This window comes from Aristophania sp. ESL1142 (genome assembly GCF_058107345.1).
In genome coordinates, this window is the sequence record NZ_JBYLUH010000001.1 from 37,737 (window position 1) to 55,928 (window position 18,192).

The 18,192-nt window shown below is 49.1% G+C and carries 15 protein-coding genes; 6 read left to right on the forward strand and 9 right to left on the reverse strand.

Annotation, left to right across the window (positions count from 1 at the left end):
• The first annotated feature begins 2 nt into the window (after positions 1-2).
• From AC3B6P_RS00165 to AC3B6P_RS00180, 4 genes are all read left to right on the forward strand, one after another.
• Complete coding sequence (locus tag AC3B6P_RS00165) at positions 3-689, forward strand: YggS family pyridoxal phosphate-dependent enzyme (protein ID WP_489805502.1); 687 nt, start codon at positions 3-5, stop codon at positions 687-689.
• Positions 690-841: 152 nt separating this feature from the next.
• Positions 842-2,818, forward strand: coding sequence for a potassium transporter Kup (locus AC3B6P_RS00170; RefSeq protein WP_489804146.1), 1,977 nt, complete (start codon positions 842-844; stop codon positions 2,816-2,818).
• A 6-nt stretch (positions 2,819-2,824) separates the two neighbouring features.
• Entirely contained in the window at positions 2,825-3,985 is a 1,161-nt protein-coding gene (gene hemW / locus AC3B6P_RS00175; protein WP_489804147.1) for a radical SAM family heme chaperone HemW, read from the forward strand.
• A gap of 84 nt (positions 3,986-4,069) precedes the next feature.
• Entirely contained in the window at positions 4,070-4,489 is a 420-nt protein-coding gene (locus AC3B6P_RS00180) for a DUF1489 family protein (protein ID WP_489804148.1), read from the forward strand.
• Between the two features lie 75 nt (positions 4,490-4,564).
• Here AC3B6P_RS00180 and AC3B6P_RS00185 read toward each other — a convergent pair whose 3' ends face one another.
• From AC3B6P_RS00185 to rimP, 9 genes are all read right to left on the reverse strand, one after another.
• Positions 4,565-5,992, reverse strand: coding sequence for an NAD(P)H-dependent flavin oxidoreductase (locus AC3B6P_RS00185; RefSeq protein ID WP_489804149.1), 1,428 nt, complete (start codon positions 5,990-5,992; stop codon positions 4,565-4,567).
• A 74-nt stretch (positions 5,993-6,066) separates the two neighbouring features.
• Entirely contained in the window at positions 6,067-8,214 is a 2,148-nt protein-coding gene (pnp, locus tag AC3B6P_RS00190; protein ID WP_489804150.1) for a polyribonucleotide nucleotidyltransferase, read from the reverse strand.
• 208 nt (positions 8,215-8,422) lie between these two features.
• On the reverse strand, positions 8,423-8,692 hold the full coding sequence (gene rpsO / locus AC3B6P_RS00195; protein WP_489804151.1) for a 30S ribosomal protein S15: 270 nt from the start codon (positions 8,690-8,692) through the stop codon (positions 8,423-8,425).
• Positions 8,676-9,662, reverse strand: coding sequence for a tRNA pseudouridine(55) synthase TruB (gene truB, locus AC3B6P_RS00200; protein ID WP_489804152.1), 987 nt, complete (start codon positions 9,660-9,662; stop codon positions 8,676-8,678). Before truB ends, rpsO begins: the two co-directional genes overlap by 17 nt.
• An 8-nt stretch (positions 9,663-9,670) precedes the next feature.
• Positions 9,671-10,114: a 30S ribosome-binding factor RbfA gene (gene rbfA, locus AC3B6P_RS00205; RefSeq protein WP_489804153.1), complete on the reverse strand. Its 444-nt coding sequence runs from the start codon at positions 10,112-10,114 to the stop codon at positions 9,671-9,673.
• The gene (infB, locus tag AC3B6P_RS00210; RefSeq protein WP_489804154.1) at positions 10,111-12,870 is read right to left on the reverse strand and encodes a translation initiation factor IF-2; all 2,760 of its coding nucleotides are present in this window, start codon (positions 12,868-12,870) and stop codon (positions 10,111-10,113) included. Before infB ends, rbfA begins: the two co-directional genes overlap by 4 nt.
• Before the next feature lie 15 nt (positions 12,871-12,885).
• The gene (locus AC3B6P_RS00215) at positions 12,886-13,557 is read right to left on the reverse strand and encodes an RNA-binding protein (RefSeq protein ID WP_489804155.1); all 672 of its coding nucleotides are present in this window, start codon (positions 13,555-13,557) and stop codon (positions 12,886-12,888) included.
• On the reverse strand, positions 13,544-15,085 hold the full coding sequence (gene nusA / locus AC3B6P_RS00220) for a transcription termination factor NusA (RefSeq protein ID WP_489804156.1): 1,542 nt from the start codon (positions 15,083-15,085) through the stop codon (positions 13,544-13,546). Before nusA ends, AC3B6P_RS00215 begins: the two co-directional genes overlap by 14 nt.
• Before the next feature lie 31 nt (positions 15,086-15,116).
• Positions 15,117-15,731 (reverse strand): ribosome maturation factor RimP, encoded by a 615-nt coding sequence (gene rimP, locus AC3B6P_RS00225; RefSeq protein ID WP_489804157.1) that lies wholly within the window; start codon positions 15,729-15,731, stop codon positions 15,117-15,119.
• Positions 15,732-16,040: 309 nt separating this feature from the next.
• On the opposite strand from rimP, the gene AC3B6P_RS00230 reads away from it, so the two are divergent.
• Both AC3B6P_RS00230 and AC3B6P_RS00235 read left to right on the forward strand, forming a co-directional pair.
• A complete protein-coding gene (locus tag AC3B6P_RS00230) occupies positions 16,041-17,273 on the forward strand; it encodes an AAA family ATPase (RefSeq protein WP_489804158.1) in 1,233 nt (410 codons plus the stop codon).
• Positions 17,274-17,276: 3 nt separating this feature from the next.
• Positions 17,277-18,182: a hypothetical protein gene (locus tag AC3B6P_RS00235; protein WP_489804159.1), complete on the forward strand. Its 906-nt coding sequence runs from the start codon at positions 17,277-17,279 to the stop codon at positions 18,180-18,182.
• The last annotated feature ends 10 nt before the right edge of the window (positions 18,183-18,192 follow it).

Genomic DNA, 18,192 nt, shown 5'->3' on the forward strand with positions numbered 1-18,192 from the left:
TTATGACTAAAAATGAAATTTCTGATCATTTAAAGCAGATTCACAGCCGGATTCAGCATGCTTGTGCGCAGGCACAACGTTCTGAAAAGGATGTTGCACTCGTTGCAGTTAGCAAATTCCACCCTATAGACTCCATTAAAGATGCTCTGAAAGCCGGTCAGCGCATCTTTGGGGAAAACAGGGTACAAGAAGCTGCAACAAAATTCCCTCTCTTGAAAGAAGCATGGCCCGACTTGCGGCTGCATATCATCGGTGGCCTTCAGACGAATAAAGCGTTGGAAGCCTGCCGCCTTGCCGACATGATCGAAACACTCGACCGCCCTGTACTTGCTGATGCCCTTGAAAAGGCTGCACAGAAACTAGGAAAGCTCCCTGATTTATTAATTCAGGTAAATACAGGTAATGAACCACAAAAATTTGGTATCGCACGAGAAGATGCGGATCTGTTTATTGAGGGCTGTCTTAAAAGATTCGGCCCAACAATCAAAGGACTTATGGCAATACCTCCTGCCCATGAGCCTGCCCGCCCTCATTTCCGCCTCCTGGCAGAGTTAGCCCGACGGCATGGAGTAAAAACACTTTCCATGGGGATGTCCGCTGACTTTGAAGAAGCAATTGCTGAGGGCGCAACAATGATCCGCATCGGGAGCGCGATCTTTGGGGAAAGACATACTCTTTTCCCTCTATAGAATTCGTTAATCCTGGAAGGGGGCTTGCTTTTTGAGCCCCTCTTCTGCCATGTCATAAGAACAATTTTGTCAGAAATCCTCTTAGTGAATAATGAGGATGCATATCTAAAGGCAGCTTTTACGCTTTTCCAAAGGCCTCGGGATTTTCCTTTATGACTGAACAAAAAGACAGTTTTGCTCCTGTTTCTTACGATACAAGCTATCCTAGTTCCATTGGGCGGCCAACCACCCATCCGGTGCAAAGCCCTTCACATCATGGAGAAAAACCAAAAGGGATCGGGGCACTACTGGCTGTTCTGGGCGTCGTTTATGGCGATATTGGTACCAGCCCGCTCTATGCCTTACAGACATCGGTGCATAACGTTGGTTCAGTCGCACATCCCCCGCAGAGTTGGGAGATCATGGGGCTTACAAGTCTTACCTTCTGGGCTTTGATGCTGGTCGTAACGATTAAATATGTGCTTCTCGTTATGCGGGCTGACCATAATGGAGAAGGTGGCATAATCGCCCTGATGTCGCTGGCACAACGCGTTTGCAAATCTCCACGTATGCGCTGGATTATCGGTTTTATCGGCATTGCCGGCACATGTCTGTTCTTTGGCGACAGTATCATTACGCCTGCTATTTCAGTCCTATCTGCTGTCGAAGGTATTGAAATTGCCCTACCAGGGGCCGAAGACTTTGTTATTCCTATTGCTATCATTGTATTGATCGCTCTTTTTGCTGCTCAGGCTCTGGGAACCGGGCGCATCGGGCAGGCTTTCGGACCAATCATGCTTGTCTGGTTCTGTATTCTGGCTGTCCTGGGTGTGAAAGGGATTATCCTCTACCCTAAAATTCTTCTGGCTCTCTCCCCTACACTTGCGCTGCAATTTATCATTACACATGGTGCTATTTCTTTTTTATCCTTAGGATCTGTCGTTCTGTCCGTCACAGGGGCAGAAGCACTTTATGCTGATATGGGCCATTTTGGACGGTCACCTATCCGTTACGCATGGCTGTTTTTCGTGCTCCCGGCCCTTTCTCTGAACTATTTTGGCCAGGCTGCCCTGTTAATTCATGACCCGCGCACATTGGCTAATCCGTTTTATCACCTTGGCCCTCATTGGCTTCAGATTCCACTTTTAATCCTCGCTACCATGGCAACTGTTATTGCCAGTCAGGCAGGTATTTCAGGCAGCTTCTCGCTTTTTCGCCAATTAATACAATTAGGCTATTTCCCACGTTCACGGATTGTTCATACAAATCCCTATGAAGAAGCTCAGATCTATATTCCTTCCCTGAACTGGATCCTGGCTTTTGGAGCCTTGCTCTTAACGATTTCTTTCCGCTCTTCCGCCGCACTTGCTGCCGCATACGGAATTGCAGTGACAGGAACATTCCTCTGCACCAGTGTTCTCTCCATGGTCGTATTCAGGCGTATTTTCAACTGGGCACCCTGGCTTGTCACATGCGTGTTCGGCTTCTTCTTCCTGATGGATGGTACCTTCTTCTCCGCCAATGTCCTGAAAATTCCTGAAGGGGGATGGGTACCTCTTACCATCGCTTTCATCTGCACATTAATCATGACAACGTGGAAGCGTGGACGTTCTTTACTCAAAGCGCGCTACCTGACAGATGCCGTTCCCATGGCTTCCTTCCTGACAAGATTGACACAATCGAGAACGATCCGTGTCCCTGGTTGGGCCGTATTCCTGACAGCAGATCCAGATATCGTGCCTAATTCCCTTCTACATAATCTGCGTCTGAACCGCATGATGCATGAACACATCATTTTCGTCACGGTCCGTACTCTGGACCAACCAGAGGTCAGTGATAATCAACGTCTGACGGTTAAGGAAATAGCCGCTAACATTTATGAAGTGATTATTTATTACGGCTTTATGGAAATGCCCAACATTCCTCTGGCACTTTCACAGCTTTCAACAGAACATGGGCTGGATTTTGACCCCATTCAGGCTTCATATTTTGCTTCGCATGATCTTGTTTTCCGTTCACAAGTACCGAAAATGTCACTATGGCGGATGTGGATATTCCTTTACCTCTTAAACAATGCCACACCAGCAACCGAATTCTTCCGGATTCCACCAGAAAGGGTTATGGAATTTGGCGTTCGTATAGCCATATAGGACAGCGTGTCACACTCACTTGCTCTTTATATTCACTGGCCGTTTTGTCTGGCAAAATGCCCTTATTGTGATTTTAATTCCCACGTTAGGGAAACGATTGACCAAGAGCGTTTCTCCCGTGCCCTGATACAGGAACTGCGCCATGAAGCTGATCGTCTCAACCAGGACGGCAAACGTACTTTAGGCTCCATCTTTTTTGGTGGTGGTACGCCCTCTCTTATGGCGCCCCAGACAGTCGCTGCCCTTATCGAAGAAGCAGGGCGAGTTTTTACCCTGAAAGAGACAGCTGAGATAACACTAGAAGCAAACCCTACCAGTGTTGAAAGAGAAAAATTCAAGTCATTCCGGCTGGCAGGGATTAACAGGGTCTCATTAGGCGTGCAAAGCTTGAGAGACGATGCCCTTAAAGCTTTAGGACGCCAGCATTCTGTTTCGCAAGCCAGAGAGGCTTTGGAACTGGCCCGTACCTTGTTCCCGCGTTTATCTTTTGACCTTATTTATGCGCGCCCGCATCAAACACTCAAAGATTGGCAAGATGAACTTAAAGAAGCCCTCTCTTTAGCTGCAGATCATCTTTCTCTTTATCAGCTTACAATTGAACAAGGCACAGGTTACGAGGCTTTATACAGACAAGGGAAACTCATCCTCCCTTCTGATGAGCTCGCCTCTGAGCTTTACCAGATGACAGAGCGTGAAGCAGCCTCATTTGGTCTTTATTCCTATGAAGTATCAAATTATGCCAAGCCAGGATGTGAAAGCCGACACAATCTTACTTACTGGCGGTATGAGAATTATTTAGGAATAGGTCCGGGGGCCCATAGCCGCCTTACAGTACAAAACAGTCATTATGCCGTAAGACGCCACCGTGCCCCTGAACCCTGGGCCAAACTTGTTGAAACAAAAGGCACAGGAACAAAAGAAGAGACATTACTTTCTCAACAAGATCAGGCCAAAGAGATGCTTCTGATGGGCCTTCGCCTAAAAGAAGGCATCACCCTGACCAGTTTCGAGCAAAAAATAGGCCGTTCTCTTTTAAAATATCTTGATCCAATCATTCTTCAGGCATGTATAGAGGAAAACTACTTACTGCTAACAAAAGAAAAACTCTGCACAACAGCTGAAGGACGATTACGGCTCGAACTGATTCTCAATCGCCTCTTACTTTAAGAATAAGCCTAAGGATTTAACCATGTTAAATTACTGCTTACATGATGTTCAGAGCACATATCCATAAAGAAAGAAAACCGCCTCATGCTCCATATGATCAAACTGGCTGTTGGCTGCTCTACCATAGAAGAATTACAGGACTGGGTCAGACAGCAACGCTATAAGAACTATGGATTTGTCCGCACCCGGACAATGCCCAAACAGGCAGAGGAAATCCTGAATGGTGGCTCTCTTTATCGTGTTATGGATGGTTTGATACTCTGCCGCCAGCCAATTAAGGGCTTTGAGCCTTATACACGCGAGGATGGTCATACTGGCACGTTGATTCTGGTCTCAGATGAAGTCATTCCAGTGCAGACCCGCCCCATGAGACCCTTTCAGGGCTGGCGTTATTTTAAGGAGGCAGACGCCCCCCCTGACCTCAGCCATGATGCATCAGAAAGTGGAATTGATCTCCTACCGACACATTTAAAGAAACGCCTGACTGAGCTTGGTCTTCTGTAACCTGGTTTTCATAAATATCCTACAAATAAAAAGAGAGCCCTTCGGCCCTCTTTTACCTCTTATAGCAATCCAGCCTCAGTAGCCGGACATAATCCGGTCTACTAATCCCTGAACTGTAGGAATATGACCATTGGCGTAAAATGGATCCTGAGCAAAACGCCACGCATTTGTCCCGCCAAACATCAGATTATGATCCATCATCTCATCAGCTTCCTGTGGGGAAAGCTCATCAAAATGAGAAACAGTCTGCAATGTTTTCTGGATACAGAAAGACCGTGGATCAGCCCTCTGACCAGTGGTATATTTAGGCCCTCTCTGGCACCAGTTTGAGAAATTGCATTGAGAGAGACATCCCATACAATTTGCCTGATCTGTAAGGATCATGCGTGCTTTTTCTGGTTTAACAAAAATCAGCGTTTCATCAGGTGTTCGCAAAGCTTCACTAAAACCAGTCTCACACCAATGTCTGGCGCGTTCACAATCTTCAAAGGTCAGGAAGACCTCACGTCCTCGTGCCCCTAACGCTAAAGGTTGATCATAAGGAGCAAACGGCACGGATTTATAGGGCACCTGCCGCTCGGACCTGGCTCTTAAATCCTGTAGAAAAGCATTATTCACTGCTGAAGAATAAAAGCCCGTTGGGGAGAAACGATTAAGGTAAACATCACCCTTTTTCAGGGTCATGAGACGTCTCTTCCAGGCGTCTGGAATGGGACTTTCCTGTGTCAGGAGAGGGCGCGTACCAAACTGGAAAGCAATCGGACCAAGCTCTGGATTATCGATCCAGTCTTCCCACTCACTCAGCCACCAGACACCCCCTGCCATAATAATCGGTGTCTCATCCAGGCCAAAACTGCGCATAACACGACGCAATGCCTTTACGCGCGGCAAAGGGTCTTCTGGTCTGAGAGGGTCTTCCGCATTGGAGAGACCATTATGCCCACCTGCACGCCATGGGTCCTCATAAACGACCCCACCCATCAGCTCAGGAACACGGGAAAAAGACCGCTTCCATAAGGCATTAAAAGCACGTCCTGATGAGATGATCGGGTAATAATAAACGCCAAAGCGTGCTGCAATTTCACTTAAACGATAGGGCATACCCGCCCCACAAGTCAGACCATGAATGAGACCCGGAGCTCCTTCAAGGATACCAGAAATAATCTCTTCAGCAGCACCCATTTCCCATAGGAAATTGGCATGAATACGCCCTTTGCCGCCTGAAATATCACGAGCAATCTTAGCCTGCGCTATTCCACCAGCAATCGCATATTTGACAAGTTCTTCCTGCCGTTCACGACGCGTACGGCCATGATAAATCTGCGGTATGATATTACCATGCTCATCATAGCTATCTGCATTGACTGCAGAAAGTGTGCCAATACCGCCTGCTGCTGCCCAATATCCAGCTGACACACCTGTTGAAACGGAGACACCCTTACCCCCTTCAATCAGAGGTAACACCTCCTGGCCAGAAAAACGGATGGTGTTAATCGACTTCATAGAGGTCTGATCTCTCCGTTACTCAGTCTCATGATCCTGCAGGGGAAGAAAAAACTCCCCCCAATTGCTTAAAATTACTCTGACTCGCGACGTGGGCGGCCAGCTTTTTCACCAACTGTCTCTGTTATATCCGCACCACTCTCCTGATCAACCACTCTCATGGATAATTTTACTTTTCCACGATCATCAAAACCGATGACTTTCACTTTCACTTCATCACCTTGCTTGACAACGTCAGTCGTCTTAGCAACACGTCCCTGAGCCAACTCAGAAATATGAACCAGACCATCACGAGGACCAAGGAAGTTCACAAAAGCGCCAAAATCAGCCGTTTTAACAACTTTACCATTATAAATACGGCCAATTTCAGGCTCAGCCACAATTCCTTCAATGCGGCTTATTGCTTTCTGTGCCTGTTCATCGTTATTGGCAGCAATCGTGATCGTGCCGTCTTCTCCAATATCAATCTTCGCACCAGAGAACTCAACAATCTCACGGATAACTTTACCACCGGACCCGATCACATCACGGATTTTCTCCTGTGCAATCTGCATTGTCACGATTTTGGGGGCATTATCAGAAACCCCCACGCGACCTTCCGGTAAAGCCTTGGCCATTTCACCAAGAATATGCAGACGTCCTTCTCGAGCCTGCTCCAAGGCTGTTTTCATGATTTCAGGTGTAATGGATGTAATCTTGATATCCATTTGAAGAGCCGTCACACCTGCTTCTGTTCCTGCAACCTTGAAATCCATATCCCCGAGATGATCTTCATCACCAAGAATATCTGTCAGGACAGCGTAGCCACGCTCTTCTTTAATCAACCCCATGGCAATACCAGCAACAGGGCGAGGCATTGGCACACCAGCATCCATCAAGGATAAGGAGGTACCACAAACTGTCGCCATAGAAGAAGAGCCATTGCTCTCTGTGATCTCAGAAACAACACGGATGCTATAGGGGAAAGCTTCTTTTGAAGGCAGAAGCGGGTTAATCGCACGCCATGCCAATTTCCCATGACCAATCTCACGGCGACCAGGTGAGCCCATACGCCCACATTCACCAACCGAGTAGGGAGGGAAATTATAATGCAGCATAAAGCGTGAACGATATTCACCTTCCAGCGCATCAATAACCTGCTCATCCTGTGCCGTACCCAATGTCGCAACGACAAGCGCCTGTGTCTCACCACGTGTAAAGAGCGCAGAACCATGGGCACGAGGCAATAAGCCGACTTCAGCAACAATCGGACGAACTGTCGTCAGATTACGCCCATCAATACGGATTCCCGTTTTAAGGATAGAGCCACGAACAACCTGAGCCTCAAGCTCTTTAATCATAGGCTTGGCACGTTCTGCATCCAGACCTTCTTCAGTCAGAAGCTCTGCAATACGTTCTCTCGCAGCATTAAGCTTTTCGACACGAGCCTGTTTCTGGCGTTCCTTATACGCCTCAACCATGATTTTATTGCCGATTTTCTCGACCCGTTTACGCAGATTTGCTTCTTCCTTGGTCGTCTCAGGCAGAGACCATGGCGCGCGAGCCGCAACTTCAGCAAGAGAAATAATAGCGTCAATGACAGGCTGGAAAGCAGTATGACCAAAAATCACAGCTTCAAGCATACGTTCTTCAGAAAGTTCCTGAGCCTCTGATTCAACCATCAGTACGCCCTCAGAAGTTCCTGCAACAACGAGATCAAGAGCACTTTCTTTCGTCTCTGAAATCGTGGGATTGAGCACAAACGCGCCATCGATCTGACCAATTCTGGCACCAGCAATCGGACCAAAGAAAGGAATTCCAGAAAGCGTCAGGGCTGCCGAACAACCGATCATCGCTGGAATGGCAGGATCATTCTCCATGTCATGACTCAGAACCGTTGCAACGACCTGTACTTCATTAAGGAAGTTTTCAGGAAACAAAGGACGGATCGGACGGTCAATCAGACGAGAATTCAGAATCTCACCTTCGGAAGGACGCCCTTCTCTTTTAAAGAACCCCCCTGGAATTTTCCCCGCTGCGTAAGCTTTTTCCTGATAAGTGACTGTCAAAGGGAAAAAATCTTGCCCCGCCTTAACGGTTTTTGCGCCAACAGCCGTACAAAGCACGACCGTACCGCCGTAAGTAACCATAACAGCGCCATCAGCCTGACGGGCAATCTTACCTGTCTCAAGGATAAGGGGACGGCCAGCCCACTCAATTTCTTTACGAAAATAATCAAACATACTCTTTCCTTCCGGGCATTAAATGTTCGACTACCAGAAGATTCTTAAGGAAAATGAGAAGCATTTCGGACGGCATGGCGGGGAAAACGGATCACGGACTCCGTAACGACACCATGTGGCCTGAAACGCTCATTCATCACATTCCTACCTTCTCATAGCCTATGAGATATAACTGGAAGGTCTGTAAAACCTCCCAGTTATCAAGATTTTAACGACGTAAGCCGAGACGTTCAACCAGTGTCTGGTAACGAGTCTGGCTTTTACGCTTCAGATAGTCCAGCAGACCGCGACGACGGCCGACCAGCATCAGAAGACCACGACGGGAATGGAAATCCTTAGCGTGTGTCTTGAGGTGTTCAGTCAGATTTACAATCCGCTCTGTCAGCAGGGCAACCTGCACTTCAGGCGAACCTGTGTCATCATCGGTTAGACGATATTCAGCGATTAACGCAGTACGACGTTCAGGTGTGATCGACATCGTTTTCTCCAAAAAATAAATGGTTTTCCAACATACGCACCGCCCTCAACCGTCCTTCATCAAAACGGCAAAGACCGATAACGTGTCCTTCAAGCACAACCCGCCATAGAGAATCTGCCTGAACAGACACTTCAGGGCCATATTGTGAAGCACCACTCCATGAGGAAACATCAATCGTTTGCCCACGAATCAGTGCTTTCCCTTCAGCCTTGGTCACAGCCAGCGCCGGGATGTCGGCCAGCGCGGTTGCCACTTCCAGCAAAGGGACCGGAAGAATTTCAGACTTGTCTCTAGTTTCAGAGCATTTGTCTAGTAATATCTCATCAAGAGTATAAGCATGAGATAAATTAAATGGACCACACTGAAGTCTCCGTAAGACTGTAATATGGCCTACAGTCCCACAAGCCAGCGCAATATCGCGTGCAAGAGAGCGCATATAAACGCCCTTTCCAGACTGGACTTCAAACACTGCATGGTCTCTATCAGGACGCTCAATCAACTCAACCGAATCGATTCTTACACCACGTGCAGGAAGTTCAGGTGGTTTTCCTTCCCGGGCCAGGTCATAAGCCCTCTTTCCGCCGACCCTCAATGCCGAATAGACTGGAGGGACCTGCATGACATCGCCGCAGAATCGCGGTAGCGCAGACCGAATCTCTTCATCGGAAGGCCGATGATCGGAAAAGGCAAGCGGCTCCCCCTCTCCGTCATCTGTTGTGCGACTTTCCCCGAACCTTAACGTAAAACAATAACGTTTCGTCGCGTCCATAATATAAGGGATCGTTGCTGTTGCACGCCCAAAAGCGATAGGCAGGATACCAGAAGCCAGTGGGTCGAGTGTCCCACCGTGGCCGGCCTTACGCGCATCAAAGAGATGCAGCATTTTATTGACCATATTGGTAGAGGTCGGCCCTAGCGGTTTATCCAGAATCAACCAGCCATTAATCTCGCGCCCACGCTTGCGTGCCATAAAAAACGCTAAACCTCTGTCTCCGATGAACGATCACCCTGAAGATCACGTTGAACATCAGGAGAGCGGATCAGCGTTTCGATCTCCATAGCATAATCCATGGAAGTATCAGGCTGAAAATGAAGTTCTGGCACAATGCGTAATCTTAAAGCTTTAGAGAGGGCAGTCCTCAGAAAAGGCGCAACCCGTTTTAAGGCAGGAAGCGATTCAGAAACATCGCTACGCCCTAATCTCGTCACGAAGACAGTCGCATGGCGGAAATCAGGCGATGTCCTGACCTCCGTGACTGTAATCTGCACATCATGCAGCTCGGGGTCACGAAATTCGGTCCGCGTAAAAACACCGGATAGGACGCGCCTTACCTCTTCATTAACACGTTTCTGACGCATAGAAGGACCTGCGGGATCATGCCCCGCAGGTCCACCAAAATCAAACTTCAGACGTTTCTTCAAGCTGGAATCACTTCCATTTCATAACATTCAACGACATCGCCTTCCCTTAAATCATTATATCCGGCGAAAGAGAGGCCACATTCATACCCACGAGCGACTTCCTTGACATCGTCCTTGAAGCGCTTGAGCTGGCTGAGTTCACCTTGATGAATAACAACATTTTCACGAAGGAGGCGGACACCACAACCACGCTTGACATGGCCCTCTGTGACATAACAGCCAGCAACCTTACCCACCCGGGAAATCGAGAAGACCTGTCGAATTTCCGCATAGCCGAGGAATTTCTCACGATGCTTCGGCGCAATCTTGCCTTTGACAAGCTGCTCAACATCATCAGCAACCTGATAGATAATTGAATAATACCGGATATCTACACCTTCACGGCGCGCCAGTTCCCGAGCTTGGGTTGTTGCGCGGACATTGAAGGCCACGATAACGGCATTGGAAGCCTTGGCAAGCTGGACATCACTTTCTGTAATCTGTCCCACTGAAGCATTCAGCACACGGACGATGACTTCTTCGTGAGACAGTTTCTCAACAGTTGAAGCCACAGCCTCAGCTGACCCCTGAACGTCAGCCTTGATCAGAAGAGCAACTTCTTTCTGCTCACCTGCCTGAATACGAGCAAGCATCTGATCAAGCGTGCCACGCGCCGCTACCTGACGAGCATTTGTCTTTTCACGGATGACACGCTGACGGAACTCGCTGATTTCACGGGCACGGGATTCACTCTCGACCACCACGAAAGGAGCACCAGCATCAGGCACACCAGACATACCCAGAATTTCAACAGGCATTGAAGGCCCTGCACTTTTAACCTGCCGGCCACGATCATCCAGCAACGCCCTTACGCGACCCCATTCTGCACCGGCGACAACAATATCGCTTCCATGCAGTGTCCCTTTCTGGACCAGAACCGTTGCAACAGCACCACGCCCACGATCAAGGCGACTTTCGATAATCGCTCCTTCAGCCATACGGTCAGGATTTGCCTTGAGATCAAGAATTTCTGCCTGTAGCAGGATAGCTTCAAGAAGCTTATCCAGACCTGTTTTCTTCTGAGCAGAGATCTCTACATCCTGAGTGTCACCACTCATACTCTCGACGACAATCTCGTAATTCAGCAGCTCACTACGTACGCGATTAGGATCTGCACCAGGCTTATCCATCTTGTTGATTGCCACAATAATAGGCACATTAGCTGCTTTGGCATGTTTGATAGCTTCTACAGTCTGAGGCATCACCCCATCATCAGCAGCTACAACCAGAATGACGATATCCGTAACAGAAGCACCGCGAGCACGCATGGCCGTAAAGGCTTCATGGCCAGGTGTATCAATAAACGTAATTTTCTGTCCTGCAGGCAGTGTAACCTGATAGGCGCCAATATGTTGGGTAATTCCCCCAGCTTCACCTTCTGCTACATCAGCAGAACGTAATGCGTCCAGTAATGAGGTCTTACCATGATCCACATGACCCATAACCGTAACAACAGGAGGACGAGACTTTAGATCATCTTCACGATCTTCAATCCCCTCAATCCCGATTTCAACATCGCTTTCAGCAACGCGTTTCACCCGATGACCAAATTCCGTCACCAGCAATTCAGCCGTATCAGCATCAATATTCTGCGTCGCGGTCGCCATAACGCCCATTTTCATCAGGGCCTTAATGACTTCGCCTTGCCGGGCTGCCATACGATTCGCCAGCTCGGCAACTGAAATGGTCTCAGGAATCGTCACGTCACGAACAACACGGACCTGATCTGAGCGCAAACGCTCCAGTTCCGCCTGGCGGCGTTCACGATCACGCTGACGGCGCACTGAAGCCAGTGAACGGGTTTTTCCGTCATCACCTTCAATCGCTGCCTGAATATCAATACGACCGGAACGGCGATCCTGCCCACCACCTCCTTTGCGTGAAGGCGTACGCTTTGACGCAGAAGAAGCGGAACGACGTGCACCACCACCCCGACGGTTTTCCTCTTCAGCCATGGAAGCTTCGAGAGCAGCACGGCTGCTGCGCAAATGCAGGGTTTCGTTATTTCTGGGAGCGGTTTTAGCGCCCGTTTTAGCAGGACGTGAAGGCTCTTCATCACGCGGTGAAGGACGTGCTGGCGCAGTGCGCTCCGGCATAATCGCCCGCTCAGCTAGGGGACGCAGACGCTTCGTCGGCGCGGCCAGCTGCACACCGCCTGATGCAACATTGTAATCCAACGGCGGAGGAGGCTCTGATTCTGCCTTTCTTTTCGCGGCTTTGCGCGCTTCCTCTTCAGCCTTGGCTTCAGCTTCCGCCTGACGTGCAGCTTCCTGCTCTTCACGCTGGCGTGCAGCTTCCTCTTCCTGCCTGCGAGCTTCTTCTTCAGCTGCGGAGCGAATACGGATTTTTTCCGCTTCTCTCAGAGCAGCTTCTTCCTCAGCCTGACGCTGCTGCTGTTGCTCAAGAACGCGCTGACGCTTTTCCTGTTCTGAGGCTGTCAAGCCGCGTGCACCAGCGGCACCGCGAGCACGACCAACGCCCCCCCCTGCTGCAGGACTTTTACGCTTAGGTTTTCTTACCTCGACGCGCACTTCCTTGGAGCGACCATGACTGAAGCTCTGACGTACAGAGCCAGCATCAACCGTACGGCCGACTTCCTTTCTTCCTGCAGGACGAAGGGACAACCGCCCACTTCTGCCTTTTGTTTCCTTGGAGTCCCCACTCTTGGAGACTTCTGTTTGCTTTCCGTCCTGGTTGCGCTCGTTGCCGTCGCTCATAGTTCCGCCTGTTCCTTACTGACCCATATCAGTATCTGGGAGCGAAGTTTCAGCCACTCCCGAAAATCTCTTACAATCCGCCACAAGACGCTGTGCCAGTGCCCCTTGTCCTATCACGGCATATATCGCCTGGTCACGTCCAAATGCTGAAGCAAGCACATGCCCCGGCACTTGAGCAACCGGCACTGACCGGCACCCTGACCTCAACCTATCAAGCTCGCCTCGACTGGCTCCCGACGAGTAGAGAAGTATCCCCACTTTGCCAGAGACGAGTCTCTCACGACATTTTTGAAACCCGCATACGGCCTCACCGGCACGCCGTGCGAGACTGATACCATCCTGAAGACGATTTGCCAGCCCCTTTCTTATTAAGTTAATCATTCCCTGAGGAATTTGCACCTCTTTTCGGACCGCTTTTGAAAAGATCTGCTTCAAACGAACCGATTCCAGAACCTCACGCTCCGCCTTGACCCAAACACCCCTTCCGGGCAGGCGTTCAGACAGATCTGGAACAATCTGTCCTTCAGGCCCCATGACAAAGCGGAGCATAAAATCAGATATCCCATGCTCACGCGTCACAATGCAACGCCTTTGCGAATTACCCGCCAAATGACGGCCCTTCACACTTTTCCCTCTTAAAGGACCTTCATCAAGATCGCAAAGATTGTCCGTATTATTCAGCGTCATTACCTTCCGCTGGCGCTTTTGATGAGGATTCCTGGTCAAACCAGTGAGCACGTGCTGCCATGATAATCTCATTGGCATCCTCTTCACTCACGACATCACTTCCAAGAAGCTCGACAAGCTCATCACCAGAAAGATCAGCCAGGTCATCAAGGGTCTTAACCCCTTTCTCACCCAGCTCAACAAGAACCTTCAGGGGGAAAGCCTCAAGGGCAACCAGATCATCTGAGACGCCAAGCTCTTTACGGCGTTCATCGAGCTCCTGCTCGCGCCCGATCAGATACTCATTGGCGCGGGTCATCAACTCCTCTGCAACGGTTTCATCGAAGCCATCAATATCGTATAGATCGGAAACCTCTGCGTAAGCAAGATCCTCAATCGTGTGATAGCCTTCTGTCACCAGAAGTCCTGCGATAACATCATCGACGTCCAAAGCTTCGACAAAAAGCTGTGTCCGCTTACGGAATTCTTCCTGACGGCGCTCGGATTCCTCTGCCTCTGTCAGAATATCAATATCCCAACGCGTTAGCTGGCTTGCCAAACGCACATTCTGCCCACGACGCCCAATCGCCAGAGAGAGCTGCTCGTCTGGCACAACCACCTCGACGCGCCCCGCTTCCTCATCCATCACCACTTTAGAGACTTCAGCAGGAGCAAGAGCATTTACAACAAAGGTTGCTGCCTGTGCACTCCAAGGAATGATATCAATTTTCTCTCCCTGTAGCTCGGCTACAACAGCTTGAACACGTGAACCACGCATACCCACGCAGGCGCCAACAGGGTCAATTGCTGCATCATGGGACATCACAGCCATTTTCGCTCTTGAACCAGGATCACGGGAAACAGCCTTGATCTCGATAATACCATCATAAATCTCTGGCACTTCCTGCGCAAAGAGTTTCGCCAGAAAACCAGGATGCGTACGGGAAAGGAAGATTTGCGGACCACGAGGCTCGTCACGCACATCATAAATATAGGCACGGATACGGTCAGAATTGCGGAACGACTCACGAGGAATCAGTTCATCACGGCGTAGCAAAGCCTCAGCATTACCGATCTCAACCATGAGATTGCCGTATTCCGTCTGTTTAACAGTGCCGTTAACGACTTCACCGATACGGTCTTTAAACTCGTTATATTGGCGTTTGCGCTCACATTCACGCACGCGCTGGACAATAACCTGCTTAGCCATCTGAGCGGAAATACGCCCAAAATCAATCGGTGGCAGGGGGTCAATCAAATGCTCACCGGCTTTAATATTAGGCTGAAATTTACGCGCAATATGAAGCGGTATCTGAGTATGTTCATTTTCAACCGTTTCAACAGCTTCAGTCCAACGGCTTAAGCGCACCTCACCTGTTTTGCGGTCAATTGTCGCGCGAATATCTTTTTCATGACCATATTTGGCGCGACCAGCCTTCTGGATGGCCTGTTCCATGGCTTCAAGCACCTGTTCGCGATCAATATTCTTCTCACGCGAGACAGCCTCTGCAACCAGCAGTAATTCGGGACGTGTAACAGACGTGTCCATTAAATCGGACCTCCTACCAACATCAGACGGGTCATGAATATTTCTTTCCCGGCTTTTTCGGATTCAATTTCGGCACACGGCGCTTCTGGCCTCCCTCTTCGAGAGACTCATCCAGACCCGCCAAAACAGCACTCGCTTCAATAAGCGCATCAGTCAGAACAAGACGTGCTTTTCTCACCGCCGAGAGCGGCAATGCAGCTTCCGTTCCATCATCCAGCCTGAGAATCGCAGCGCCATCTCTGGCACCCATAACGACCCCGGCAAATCTTTTACGACCTTCCAGAGCAACATCCAACTCCACGCGAGCCAGATGTCCGGCAAAACGTTCCCAATCTTTCAGCCGCGTCAAAGGACGGTCAATACCAGAGGAAGAGACCTCCAACGTCCAGGCTCCTGGAATAGGATCATCCACATCCAGGATAGCCCCGACTGCATGGCTGATCTGCTCACAATCATCAACTGAAATCAAAGATCCATCCGCTTTATCTGCCATTACCTGAACAGTTGGCGTCTCATGCCCCATAACAGACAAGCGTACAAGCTCGTAACCAAGATCAGACAAGGTTGGCGCGATACGTTCGGCTATCTGTGCCTCAAGCCCGCTGAGACGGAGAATGCCATGGACGGATTCAGAAGACTCAGTCATGAAAAAATATTGATCCCAACAAAAAAAGGCGGCCCTATAGGGCCACCCTCCAAAAAACCGGAAGATGAATTAAACTCCTGGTGACAATAATCCTCCTGTCCCAAGGATGCAAGCTCTCTTTTACAGAACCCTACTTCCATCACATACAACCTGACAGGTTCCCAGCCCACTTCAATTTAACGCATACCCTACAGTAATCTCTTGCTTGATCTGCTTGTTTTAAGCAAGAATTAGCTTTCTTTAAAATCAGTTGAGAGTTTTAAAAGCCCCGCTAAAGAACTTACCGTTCAACCAGGATCATCAATTTCTATGCTGCGTTCTCTGATGAATTTACTCACAAAAGCGATGCCCCTCTTGCTGCTTTTATTCGTTATCCTGGCAGTTTGTCAGCTTTTCTTACTCTTACCGGTTACAGGGCAGAAATTTCTCTCTCTTTACGAAACCATCATTGATCACGGTCGGGCTTTTTTCCTTCCATTGGCTCTTATATCGCTTCTTCTTGTCCTTATTGGCTATGGATATGAATTTTCCTCTAACCGGCTTGCCCGATTGGGACTAAGGCGAAGACGGGGTCTCTTGCTCTGGTTGCTTGACCATTTTACCAGTCGGCAAAAAATAAATGAAATTCTTGCCCGCTCCTATCAGGACAGGAAACTGGACGCTGGCGAACTGGCAGCCTCTTTAAGAGCGCGCGTGATCGGTCAGGATCTCGTCTGCGAAGATATTGCCCAGCAGCTTAAGTTGCGTCTCACAACCCAGAAACCATACAGGCCGATCGGTATTTTCCTCTTTCTGGGACCAGCTGGGACCGGGAAAAAATTTCTGGCCCAGCAGATAGCACGGCAATTAAATCGTCCCTTTTTTCTCTTAAAGGCTGGAGAAAATCTTACAGGGGATCTTTCTTTTTCAGCGCAGCTTACGGCGCTTATAAAAAGCACACCTCAAGCTGTTTTTATCATTTCAAACTGCCATGCTCTTTCTTCTAAAGACTGGTCACAACTTTCAGAAAAATGGCTGAGCCAGAATGGGCCTGTCTCCCCTTTCCGGGGAGCACTCTTTATTTTGACCGAAAGCACGGAAAAGCCAGAATCATACACAGACTCAAAAAACAGTCAGACAACTGAAGACAGAAGACTCATCAGCAACAAAGCCGCTCATGAGGCCAGAATACAGGCTGAACTCATCAATCAATGTGACAGGATTTTTCTTTTACACCCCCTTCAAGCAGAAAACCTTGCTTGTGTTTCTGCCATCCTTCTTGAAAACATGATTAAAGATTATGGGCTGAGCGTTGAAACTGGCGGAATTGATCCCAGCCTTATTCTCCCCCTTATCAGGCAGCAACGTGACCCCTCTCTCACCGCTCACGGGATCATCCGTTTAATTGAGGATCAAATTGGCGAAAGCCTGATTGCACTAAGCCAGCAAAGTGCCGCACCCATTCAATTAACACTGAAAGAGCATGATGGACGGATGACCCTCGTCGCTAAAAGACTCTCCATAGTTCAGGAACGCCTGACCCCCGCCACGGTAAAAGGATAATCCATGAGTAGCTTTCAATCTTTATGGCGACGCGCTCCCTTATGGCGTCTCTCGCTGCTCATCTTTGTCCTTTGCCTGGGACTATCCCTCTTTTATCCAACACCATGGCTAAAACATCATTTTCCATGGCTCCCTGGGAAAGATCACTTTGAAGAAAACGCTGTTTCAGCTCCACAGAAAGACGGGGATAACCAGAATAATGGCGACCCGATTCTGCTCCCCGATATGCAGGTGTCCTTTTCAGACCATATTGCCATCGCTGGCCATCTGCTTCCCTTACCTGAAGGAGAATGGCACCCTGTTGTGCAAACAAAGGGCAATGCCCCAGACAGCGTCAGCTTTATTGCTCTGGCACGATTCAATAATAGTGTCGTAACAGGGATGATTACGGCACAATTTTCGCAACAGGCCCTCCCACCTATCTTGGCTGAAAATCTGCTAAACCCATGCCACGATGACAGAAATTATTTTTCTTCCATCAGAAATGCACCAGGACAGGTCAATTGCACATTCCTCGCCAATGCCCTGATGGCAAATGACGTTGTCAGCCTAAACCCCTTTATTCACACGGCCGTCACCCGTATCAGGGATGCTGGACTTTTGCTGCCACCACTCATGATAAGCGTTGGATGGCGCCATCTTGCCCCACTTCCTGCCGGGCAGGTAACAGGCGCTGCCGTTGATATATTACTGGCACCTATGGAGAAAAATACAGCACGCCTTCTCGCCCCTCTTGATCACTGGGACAAAGAAATCCTACCAAAGGATAAAGAGGCCCTTAACTTTATTCATAAAACAGAGGAATGGCTGCCTCTCTGGGCAAATCTGCTTACTGAAGGATATAATAACACCCTCCCCCCTAGCGCTAGTCGAGGTGGGAAATATGACCCCGCCTCGAACCACTATTAGAGCTATTTGC

Bases quoted from the DNA above. Each gene is read 5' to 3' on its own strand.
- AC3B6P_RS00165 (WP_489805502.1), top strand. From the start codon at position 3: ATGACTAAAAATGAAATTTCTGATCATTTAAAGCAGATTCACAGCCGG.
- AC3B6P_RS00170 (WP_489804146.1), top strand. From the start codon at position 842: ATGACTGAACAAAAAGACAGTTTTGCTCCTGTTTCTTACGATACAAGC.
- AC3B6P_RS00180 (WP_489804148.1), top strand. From the start codon at position 4,070: ATGCTCCATATGATCAAACTGGCTGTTGGCTGCTCTACCATAGAAGAA.
- AC3B6P_RS00185 (WP_489804149.1), bottom strand. From the start codon at position 5,992: ATGAAGTCGATTAACACCATCCGTTTTTCTGGCCAGGAGGTGTTACCT.
- pnp (WP_489804150.1), bottom strand. From the start codon at position 8,214: ATGTTTGATTATTTTCGTAAAGAAATTGAGTGGGCTGGCCGTCCCCTT.
- rpsO (WP_489804151.1), bottom strand. From the start codon at position 8,692: ATGTCGATCACACCTGAACGTCGTACTGCGTTAATCGCTGAATATCGT.
- truB (WP_489804152.1), bottom strand. From the start codon at position 9,662: ATGGCACGCAAGCGTGGGCGCGAGATTAATGGCTGGTTGATTCTGGAT.
- infB (WP_489804154.1), bottom strand. From the start codon at position 12,870: ATGAGCGACGGCAACGAGCGCAACCAGGACGGAAAGCAAACAGAAGTC.
- AC3B6P_RS00215 (WP_489804155.1), bottom strand. From the start codon at position 13,557: ATGACGCTGAATAATACGGACAATCTTTGCGATCTTGATGAAGGTCCT.
- nusA (WP_489804156.1), bottom strand. From the start codon at position 15,085: ATGGACACGTCTGTTACACGTCCCGAATTACTGCTGGTTGCAGAGGCT.
- rimP (WP_489804157.1), bottom strand. From the start codon at position 15,731: ATGACTGAGTCTTCTGAATCCGTCCATGGCATTCTCCGTCTCAGCGGG.
- AC3B6P_RS00230 (WP_489804158.1), top strand. From the start codon at position 16,041: ATGCTGCGTTCTCTGATGAATTTACTCACAAAAGCGATGCCCCTCTTG.
- AC3B6P_RS00235 (WP_489804159.1), top strand. From the start codon at position 17,277: ATGAGTAGCTTTCAATCTTTATGGCGACGCGCTCCCTTATGGCGTCTC.